The sequence below is a fragment of the Bradyrhizobium sp. 197 genome (assembly GCF_023073375.1).
In the GTDB taxonomy this organism is placed as follows: domain Bacteria; phylum Pseudomonadota; class Alphaproteobacteria; order Rhizobiales; family Xanthobacteraceae; genus Bradyrhizobium.
In genome coordinates this window covers 178,410-188,368 of sequence record NZ_JADPJJ010000100.1, presented here as the reverse complement: position 1 = coordinate 188,368, position 9,959 = coordinate 178,410, and the positions used below count along the sequence as shown (strand labels likewise).

Here is a 9,959-nt window from a genome sequence, read left to right as displayed (position 1 = left end):
ACCGCTCAGGCGGCTGTTGTCGGGATCATGGCTGCTTGGCTCCACTTCCCGATGCTCCCGGCCCTGGTGCCGGTCCGGTCTGGCCCTTCTGGTCGCCTTCGCTGCTCTTCCGCTTGGCGCGAAACTCGCCGTCCTTGCCTTGTCCGTCCTTCTGGCCGTCTTTTGCACCATCCTTCTTCTGACCATCCGGCCCGCGCGAGCGCTTGCGCGGTGCGAGATCGGCCGACGGGGTCTGGTCGTCGCGGCCGATGACCACCTTGGAGCCGTCGGACAGATTGGCAAAGCCTGTGGTGACGACCTTGTCGGTCGCCGACAGGCCGCTCGCAATGACGGCGTCATGTTCGTTCTGCTGTGTCACCGTCACGGGCTTGGCCGAGACGACATTGTCCTCGCTGATGACATAGCTGAAGGTGCCGATCGGTCCGCGCTGCACGGCCGAGGTCGGCACCACCAGCGCCTGCATCAAGGTCTCGACCTTGAGGCGGACATTGACGAACTGGCCCGGCCAGACCTGGTAATTGGCGTTGGGGAATTCGGCCTTGAGCTTGAGCGTGCCGGTGGTCTGATCGACCTGGTTGTCGATGCCTGTGAGCTTGCCGCTGTCGATTACGGTGATGCCGTCATTGCCGAATACGTCGACCGCAAGCGTGCCCATCGACGCGGCCGCGTTGACCCGCATGATCTGCTGTTGCGGCAGGCTGAACCACACCGCGATCGGCTGCAATTGCGTGATGACGACGAGGCCCGTGATGTCGGAGGCGTGGATGATGTTGCCCTGGTCGACCTGGCGCAGGCCGGCTCGACCCGAGAGCGGCGCCACGATCTTGGTGTAGCTCAGCGTCGCCGCTGCGTTGTCGATCGCGGCCTGGTCGGCCTTCACCAGCGCCTCGGTCTGTGCGACCAGTGCGCGCTGGGTGTCGGCTTGCTGCTTGGAGCCGGCGTTGGACGCAGCCAACTGCTCGTAGCGTGTGAGGTCGATACGCTGGTTGGCGAGCTGGGCCTGGTCCTGCGCCTTCTTGGCAACGACCTGGTCATACGTCGCCTGATAGAGCGCCGGGTCGATCTCGCCAAGCACGTCGCCCTTCTTGACCTCCTGGCCTTCCGTGAAGTTGACCGCGATCAGCTTGCCGTCGACCTGCGAGCGCACGGTCACGGTGTTGAGTGCGCGGATCGCGCCGACGCCGTCGAGATAGACAGGAACGTCCTGGACCCGCGGGCTCGCCGCCAGCACCGGCACCGGCAGATCGGGCCGCTGGTTGCGGTTGTTCGCCTGCGGCTGCTGATGCGTAGCGGTCCAGCCGAGATAGCCAAGCCCGCCGAGGATCGCGAGCGTGATCAGGGTCATGACGAAGCCGCGGCCGCGCGACCTTTTCGCCGTCCCTTCTTTCGCGCCTTGCTTCGTGTCCGGCTTAAAGAGCATTGACCGGTTTCTCCATCCTCGGCTCCCAGCCGCCGCCGAGCGCCTGATACAGGCTGACGATAGCAAGAAGCCGGGCAAGTTGCGCCTGCGACAGCGCGTCTTCCGCCTGAAACAGGGTCAGTTGGGTATTGAGCACGGTCACGATGTCGGCAGTGCCGGCGCGCAATTGCTGCTCGGAGAGATCGAACGCGCGGCGTGAGGCGGTCAGGACATCACGCTGCAATTGCAGCTTGATCGTAGTCTGCTTGATCGAGAACAGCGCATTGTCGACATCGGCAAACGACTGGATGATGGTCTTGCGGTAGGTCTGGAGCAATTCATCCTGCCGCGCCTTGGCAAATTCGAAATTGCCGAGGATCTTGCCGCCGTCGAAGATCGGCTGCGCCGCGCTGCCGACGAGCTGGAAGAACGCTGCATGCGGCTGGAACAGCGACACCAGCGCTGAACTCTGATAGCCGCCATTGCCGGTGAGCTGGATGGTCGGAAAGAACTGCGCACGGGCATTGCCGATGTTCGCGGTGGCCGAGGCAAGCTGCGCCTCCTGACGTCGAATATCCGGCCGCTGCGTCAGCAGCTCCGACGGCAGGCCGGGCGTGACGCGCGGGATCGCGATGTCGTTCAGGGAGCCGCCGAGCACACGCACGCTCTCCGGCGGCCGCGACACCAGCACCGCGAGCGCGTTGACGTTCTGGTCCAGCGTCTGCCGCAGCGGCGGCACCAGCGCCTTCTGGTTGGCGAGCACGCTCTCCTGCTGTGCGACGTCGAGATCGGTGCCGGTGCCGGCCTTGCGGCGCTCACGGATGGCATCGAGGATGCGCTGGGCGCTCGCAATGTTGCGCTGGGCGGTGCGAAGGCGGTCCTGCGAGGCCAGCACCTGGAAATAGGCATTGGCGACACCTGCCAGCGTCGTCAGCGCGACGACGTCGCGGTCGAAGCGGTTGGCGTTGGCGGTCTCTTCGGCCGTTTGCAGCGCATCGCGGTTCTGGCCCCAGAAGTCGAGCTGGTAGCTCGCGCTGAGCGAGGCCGAGTAGTTGACGACCTCGCGGCCGCCATTGGTGAGACCGGAGGACGACGAGCCCGAGGTGCGCGAATAGGTCTCCGACCCGCTCCCTGACAGGCTCGGCAGCAGTGCAGCGCCCGCCTGCCGCGCCTGGGCGTCGGCCTGGACGATGCGCGCGACGGCGGCGGCGATGTCGAGGTTGACGGTGTGCGCCTCCTCCATCAGTTGCGTCAGCTCCGCCGAGCGGAAGCCGCGCCACCAATCCAGCGTGGGCGGCGCATCGGCCTTGCCGGCGTATTTGTACTGCGTGGGAACGTCGAGCGCCGGATCCGGTAGATCCTGCGTCAGCACGCAAGCGCCCGAACCGGCGGCGAGGCAAAGCACTGCAAGCCAGCGCGTCGCGCGCCGCGTCCGGGACGCGGAACCTGGAGACCGCCACACGGCGGTCGCAGGAACATCCTGTGTCACATCCACCCCCCGCCGGGCAGATCGAGCCGCCGCCGCGACGGATTAGCCGATTCGCGGCGGGACAGTCGGGGGTCTCTGGATAACTCGTTCACAGCGGTGATGCTTTCTGCGGAACCGGACACCCATCCTAGCCGGGCGCGGAACAGCGGGACAGTCCCGCAGTTGCGAGATGGCCGCCAAAATGCGACGATTCCAAAACTATGAAAATATAAAAGCCACTGTCCTGCAGGTATTTCTTGAATTCCAAAGCCATTCCGGAGCGCGTTCAAGCTTACCAAGATTTCATGTGATATTGCCGCCACACCGATGCCAATCCCCTCAATCCGCCCGCACCGCTCGCGATGCGGCTTCAGCGCAGTCCAGAAGCCAGGCCGGACCAGTCGACGAAGTCGATTGTCGAAAACGAATAGGCATCCGTCGCGCAGATATGTCTGCCGCCTTCCGCACGTTATCCACGCTCGCAGACATCGGCGCGTCCTGGCCAAAGGCGAGGATGGGTCGTGAGAGTGCTGACGACGACCGTTATTTTCCATGTCCAGGCAGAGACCGGCCATATCCTCCTACCGAAGCCCGCCACGTAGCCCAGCATTCATCCTCGGCGATTGCTTTACGGAAAAATGTTACTGCTTCGGCGGGCACTTCCGCTTGTTTCGCCGCAGCGCAAAAGCCTTCCCCTTTTGCCTCCCAAGCACTAGGTTCTGGCCAACCTGATCAACCCCTTTGCCAGTGATTTCCCCTGACATGACCATCAAAAACGACGTTGTCGAAGCCATCGGCAACACCCCGCTGATCAAGCTCAAGCGTGCTTCCGAACTGACCGGATGCACCATCCTGGGCAAGGCCGAGTTCATGAATCCCGGCCAGTCGGTCAAGGACCGCGCCGGCAAATGGATGATCCTGGAGGCGGAGAAACGCGGCGAGCTCAAGCCGGGCGGCCTCGTGGTGGAAGCGACGGCCGGCAACACGGGCATCGGGCTCGCGGTCGTCGCGAGCGCCCGCGGCTACCGTACGCTGATCGTGATCCCGGAGACGCAGAGCCAGGAGAAGAAGGACTTTTTGAAGCTGTGCGGCGCCGAGCTCCTGGAATCGCCGGCCCTGCCCTATTCCAATCCGAACAACTACCAGCACGTCGGCCGCCGTCTCGCCGACGAACTGCGAAAGACCGAGCCTAATGGCGTGCTGTTCGCCGACCAATGGAACAACCTCGACAATGCGAAGGCGCATTACGAGTCCACCGGCCCCGAGATCTGGGACCAGACCGGCGGCAAGGTCGACGGTTTCGTCTGCTCGGTCGGCAGCGGCGGCACGCTGGCCGGCATCAGCCGCTATCTGAAAGAGAAGAGCAAGGACGTCAGGATCGCCTGCGCTGATCCGCATGGCGCCGGCATGTATGAATATTTCAGAACGGGCGATGCCAAGGCGACGCCGGGCGGCTCGATCACCGAAGGCATCGGCCTCAACCGGGCGACCGCAATCGTCGAAAGCGCGAAGGTCGATGACGCCTATCTCATTCCCGATGCCGAAGCGGTGACGGTGATCTACGAACTACTCCAGCACGAAGGCCTGTGTCTCGGCGGCTCCACCGGCATCAATATTGCCGGCGCGATGCGTCTTGCAAAGCAGCTCGGACCGGGCAAGACGATCGTCACCGTGCTCTGCGATTCCGGCAGCCGTTACCAGTCGAAGCTGTTCAACGCGGACTTCATGCGCGCCAAGAACCTTCCGGTGCCGGAATGGCTGGAGAAGCGCAGCAACATCAAGCTACCTTTCGTCTAGCCCCAGGTCGACCGCGACGATCCCTGCGACACCCGCGCGAGACGCTCGTTCGATAGCGAGGGCCTGACCTCGCGCGTGCGCGGCGGGAGGGGAGCGCCGTAGGAGCCCTCGCTGTCGCCGGTCGGCCAGAACATGAGCGCGAGCATCAGTACGAGGTTGACGAGCGCGCCGACCGCCGTTGCCTGGTGCTCCCGCCCGATCGCCCAGGCCGGAAACCGGCCCGCGACGACATGATCGACGATCATGAGCGCGAACCAGGCCGGCACCACGCAGACCGGATCCCAGCCGATGTCGCGGATGCGCATCGATTGCAGCGTGAAGGTCGCCACTCCGAAGAAGACGATCGCAGCGATGATCGCCCAGCTCCTGGTGAGGTCTTCCGGCCGGATCGCACTGGGCGAGGTGCTGCGCAGCACGGCCATTGCGATCGCAAAACAGATCGCCGTCATCACGATCGCAAGCGCGACCGAGGCGAGGAAGAAATGCAGCCGCCCGAGCCGGGCGTTCAAGCCGAAGACGAAACCGAGCATTGGCGCACCTTTTTGGCGCCATAGGCACAGAAACAGCTTTCGGAGCCATGAACCGGCGCGCCCGTACCCCAGCTCATGGTTTCCGGACGACTAAGCTGGCCTGCGCAATTTAATGCTTCGCCGCGGACGGCAGGGTCAGGCGCCCTCGCCGGCCTTCGAGGCCGAGGCACAATAGTCGTGCCAGAACTTGCGATAACCCGCCTCGACCCTTTGCGTGTAGATTTCGACATTGCCGGCGGGCGAACTCGCGATCCGAGCCGGCAACTCCGCGCGCAACTTCGCCAGATGCGCCGGCTGTGTCGCATATCGGCAGGCGATTGCGGCATAGCCGTCGTCGTCCTCTGCGACCCAGTCGTCGAGACCGACGGCAGCCACGATCGAGCCGCCGGCGCGCGACGAGGCGCCGTTGCCGAGCTTGGCCACGACCGGCACGCCCGCGTAGAGCGACTCCCAGGTGCTGACGCCACCGTTTTGCGGGAACGTGTCGAGCGATATGTCGACATTCGCAAACGCCAGCAGATGCTCATGACGCGGGGTCGAGCCCAGGCAGATGACATTTTCTTCGGCAATGCCCCGTGCCACGAACCGCGCGACCAGGCTGTCGCGCAGCAAGGGATCGTCGAGCAGAGTATGCTTGATGATGATCCTCGATCCGGTCACCGCTCGCATCACTTTCGACCACACGCGGATGGCCTCGTCCGAGATCTTGTAGATGCGGTTGAACACGCCGAAAGTCACATAGCCGTTGCGGAGCATGGGAAGCTCCGAAGGCGGCACGTCCAGGATCGGATCGGTCGTGATCAGACACGGCAGATCATGAACCTTTTCGGCCAGCAGATGGCGCGCCGACGGCGGAATGAAAATCGGATCCGCAAGCAAATAGTCCATGGTCTGAAGCCCGGTCCCGGTCGCATGTCCGAAACCGGTGACCTGGACGGGAGCCGGCTTCCGCGCGAAAACAGGGAGCCTGTTCCCGGTCGAATGCCCCGAGACATCGATCAGGATATCGACCTTGTCGGCTTGAATGCGATCGGCCAGCTCGTCGTCCGAAAGCTGCCAGGCGTCGACCCAGACGTCCGCCGTCGACTTGAATTGGGCGGTCATCTCGTCTCGTAACGGCGAGCACGAGTAGCAGACGATCTCGAACCTGGCGTGATCATGATGGCGCAGCACCGGCAGCAGGCCGAACGCCGCCGAGTGGTACCAGAACTCGGCAGCGACATATCCGATTACGATCCTTCTGTCCGGATCGAGGTGCCGGGGTGAGAGCTTCCTTTGCGGCAATCTGGCGCCGATCGCGTCCCACCAATGTTTTCGCGCGGCCTGCTGGACCGCGAAATCGGCATCGGAGAGAAAGTCCAGAAAGTAGATCTTCCGCGCGATCAGGTCCGCATGATCAGGCGCCATTGCCAGCGCGGCGTCGAGATGTTCGATCGCGGATGCGATCTCACCCTGTTGTGCAAAACAGGCGCTCAGCAGCGTCATTGCGATCGCGGAGCGCGGATTTTCCTCGAGCAAGGTCGTGCAGGCCAGGATCGCCTGCGCCGTATTCCCTGCGTTGAGCGAGACTTTCGCCTTCCCTTCCAAGGCCACCTCGAGCTTGGGCGAAAGCGCAAGTGCTGCATCAAAATCCGTGGCCGCCCGTTCCGACCGCGACAGCTCGAGATTGAGCCGTCCGCGGTGTGCCAGGGCCTTGGCCGAATTGGGCCTGATCGTGAGCGCCGCTGCGAGCGCGGCTTCCGCCTCATCGTAGTGCTTGAGGTCAATGCTGACCGTGCCTTTGCCGACGAGCGCTTCCGCGTGACGGGGCTGAAACAACAAGGCGCGATCGAAACTTTGCTTGGCGCGGTCGAACCGGTGCAGCGCCAGCTCGGCAATGCCACGGTTGCAAAGCGCGTCGGCAAAGTCCGGCTTCAGCGCAATGGCGCGATCGTACAGTTCGATGGCCTGTTCGGGCAGGCTCAAGTGGAGCAAGGTATTGCCAAGGCTGGTGAGGGCCAGCACGAAATTCGGCTTCAGCGCGATCGCCTTCTCCTGACATGCGCGGGCTGCATCAAATTGCCTGAGGTCCAGGTGCACGGTCGCGAGATTGTTATAGGCCTCGTGCGAACGCGGATCGATCGCGATCGCACGCTCGAGCAGCTGTCGCGCCTCCTCGATGCGCCCGCCATGACGCACGCACAGGCCGAGCAGGTGAGTGGCGTCGAAATGATCGGGCATAGCTTGCAGGATCTGACGGCAGAGCGCGTCCGTCTCCGCATATCGGCCCTGGCCATAGGCGTTCGCCGCACCGGCGATGATGGTGTCCGCCTGCTTCTTCAATTTCTTCTGCAATCGCGCGTTCTGGAATGCGCGCGCGCCGGCGCCGCTGCTCTGCAAGGTATCTCTCCGGAGGATGGCCCGGGAAGAGTCTAGCTGATTCGCAAGCGTCACCGGCCGGTCAGCCGGCCCGGCAACATCCGGGATTTCCGGCTATCACGCAGGAACTGGCTCAGGAACAGCTTCGTGCGGGCTGCCTACGCAACGTCGCCGCCTTCGGGAGCGGCGGCACAATAGTCGCGCCAGAACTGGCGATAGCCCGCTTCGACCTCCCGCGTGTAGATTTCGACATTGCCGGCGGGCGAAGCTGCGATCTGGGCCGGCAACTCGGCACGCAGCTTCGCCAGATGAGAGGGCTGCGCCGCGTATCTGCAGGCGATCTCGGCGTAGCCCTCGTCATCCTCGGCGACCCAGTCCCCGAGACCGACGGCAGCCACGATGGAGGCGCCGGCGCGCGAGGAGGCCCCGTTGCCGAGCTTGGCTACGACTGGAACGCCCTTGTAGAGCGATTCCCAGGTGCTGATGCCGCCATTCTGCGGGAACGTATCGAGGGAAATATCGACCTTGGCAAAGGCCAGCAGATGGTCGTTGCGCGAGGTCGAGCCCATGCAGGTAATATTCTCGTCGGCAATGCCCAGCGCCACGAAACGCGCGATCAGGCTATCGCGCAGCAAGGGATCGTCGAGCAGACCGTGCTTGAGGATGATCTTGGATCCCGGCACCTCTCGCACCACGCGCGACCAGACACGGATCGCAGCATCCGATATCTTGTAGATGCGGTTAAACACACCGAAGGTAACGTAGCCGTTGCGAAGCATCGGAAGCTCGGAGGGCTGCAGATCCGAGACCGGCTCCATCGTGATCAGGCACGGCAGATCGTGGATTTTCTCGGCAAACAAATGCCGAACCGAGGGCGGAATGAAAATGGGATCCGCGAGCACATAATCCATGGTCTGAAGGCCCGTGCCTGTCGCGTGTCCGAAGCCCGTGACCTGGATGGGGGCAGGCTTCCGCGCGAAAACAGGGAGCCTGTTACCGGTCGTGTGCCCCGAAACGTCGATCAGGATATCGACATTGTCCGCCTGAATACGATCGGCCAGTTCGTCGTCCGACAGCTGCCAGGCGTTGACCCAGACGTCCGCCAGTGACTTGAACTTGGCGGTGTACTCATCCTGTGTCGGCCAGCAGTAATAGCAGATGATTTCAAATCGGGCGTGATCATGATGATTCAACACCGGCAGCAAGGTGAGCGCCGCCGAGTGTTGCTGGAATTCAGAGGCAACATAGCCGACCACAATCCGCTTTTCGGGATCGAGCGGCCGCTTCGGCAGTTCCCGTCGCGGCAGCTTGGCGCCGATCAAGTCCCACCAATCTCTTCGCACCGCCTGCTGGACCACGAAATCGGCCTCTGCGCGGTAGTCCTGCAAGAAGATCTTGCCCCTGATCGCTTCCGAATAGTCCGGTCTGATCGCCAGCGCAGCATCGAGATATTCGATCGCGGTGTCGATCTCGCCCTGGTGTGAATAAGCGAATCCCATCAGGGCCACTCCGATCTCGGAGCGCGGATTTTGCTCGATCAAGCTCGTGGCGGCCGCAATGGCCTGCGCGGTCTTTCCCTGCAGGAGGCAGGTCTGTGCCTTGCCCCGGAGGGCCAGTTCGAGCTTGGGCGAAATCGCAAGCGCCGCATCGAAATCCGCGAGCGCCTGGTCCAGGCGCGACAGTTCGAAATGGAGCCGCCCGCGCTGGGCCAGGATTCTCGGCGAACCGGGCTTGATCGCGAGCGCCAGGGCAAACTTGGCCGCCGCCTCGTCGTGGTGCCGAAGCTCCATGCTGACCATGCCCTTGCCGACGATTGCCTCCGCGTGATGCGGCTGAAACAGCAGGGCGCGATCGAAACTGTCCTTGGCGCGCGCGAACTGTCCAATCATCATCTCGACCATGCCGCGATTGCAGAACGCGTCGGCACAGTCCGGCTTGGCTTTGATTGCGCGCTCGTGCAGATCGATCGCTTGTCCGAACAGCCCCAAATGCATCAGCGTGTTGCCGAGATTGGTCAGCGCGACCGCGAAATTCGGTTTCAGCGCGATGGCCCTCTCCTGGCACCGCCGCGCCTCTTCGTAGTTGCCGAGGTCGAAATGCACGGTCGCGAGGTTATTATGGGCATCGTGCAAACGGGGATCGATGGCAATCACGCGCTCAAGCAGCTCTTGCGACTCCTCCAGGCGCCGGCCGTCATGCGCGCACATGCCGAGCAGGTGCGTAGCATCGACATGATCCGGAAGCGCTTTGAGGATCTCACTGCAGAGCGTCTCGGTCTCGGCATATCGGCCCTGGCCATAGGCGGCCGCAGCGGCGGAGAGGACGGCGTCCGCCTGCTTCATCAATTTCTTCTGCAATCGCGCGTTCTGGAATGCGCGCGCGCCGCCGCCGCTGCTCTGCAAGGTGT

General features: G+C 63.4%; 6 protein-coding genes. 1 reads left to right on the top strand and 5 read right to left on the bottom strand.

The window, feature by feature from the left end; genetic code table 11:
- Positions 1–25: 25 nt before the first annotated feature.
- Together IVB27_RS24120 and IVB27_RS24115 are read right to left on the bottom strand one after the other, a co-directional pair.
- On the bottom strand, positions 26–1,420 hold the full coding sequence (locus IVB27_RS24120) for an efflux RND transporter periplasmic adaptor subunit (RefSeq protein ID WP_247445676.1): 1,395 nt from the start codon (positions 1,418–1,420) through the stop codon (positions 26–28).
- The gene (locus IVB27_RS24115) at positions 1,410–2,894 is read right to left on the bottom strand and encodes an efflux transporter outer membrane subunit (RefSeq protein WP_247445675.1); all 1,485 of its coding nucleotides are present in this window, start codon (positions 2,892–2,894) and stop codon (positions 1,410–1,412) included. The genes IVB27_RS24120 and IVB27_RS24115 overlap by 11 nt, the downstream gene beginning before the upstream one ends.
- A 735-nt stretch (positions 2,895–3,629) precedes the next feature.
- Between IVB27_RS24115 and IVB27_RS24110 the strand changes: the two genes are divergently transcribed.
- The gene (locus IVB27_RS24110) at positions 3,630–4,664 is read left to right on the top strand and encodes a cysteine synthase A (protein WP_247353443.1); all 1,035 of its coding nucleotides are present in this window, start codon (positions 3,630–3,632) and stop codon (positions 4,662–4,664) included.
- Here the strand turns inward: IVB27_RS24110 and IVB27_RS24105 are convergent.
- The 3 genes from IVB27_RS24105 to IVB27_RS24095 all read right to left on the bottom strand — a co-directional run bounded on the left by IVB27_RS24105 (position 4,661) and on the right by IVB27_RS24095 (position 9,954).
- Positions 4,661–5,194 carry a DUF805 domain-containing protein gene (locus tag IVB27_RS24105; protein ID WP_247445674.1) on the bottom strand — a complete coding sequence of 178 codons (534 nt, stop codon included), beginning with the start codon at positions 5,192–5,194 and terminating at the stop codon, positions 4,661–4,663. The two genes, IVB27_RS24110 and IVB27_RS24105, sit on opposite strands and share 4 nt — an antisense overlap.
- A gap of 135 nt (positions 5,195–5,329) precedes the next feature.
- Complete coding sequence (locus IVB27_RS24100; protein ID WP_247445673.1) at positions 5,330–7,573, bottom strand: O-linked N-acetylglucosamine transferase, SPINDLY family protein; 2,244 nt, start codon at positions 7,571–7,573, stop codon at positions 5,330–5,332.
- A 137-nt stretch (positions 7,574–7,710) separates the two neighbouring features.
- Positions 7,711–9,954: an O-linked N-acetylglucosamine transferase, SPINDLY family protein gene (locus tag IVB27_RS24095; RefSeq protein WP_247445672.1), complete on the bottom strand. Its 2,244-nt coding sequence runs from the start codon at positions 9,952–9,954 to the stop codon at positions 7,711–7,713.
- Positions 9,955–9,959: the final 5 nt, after the last annotated feature.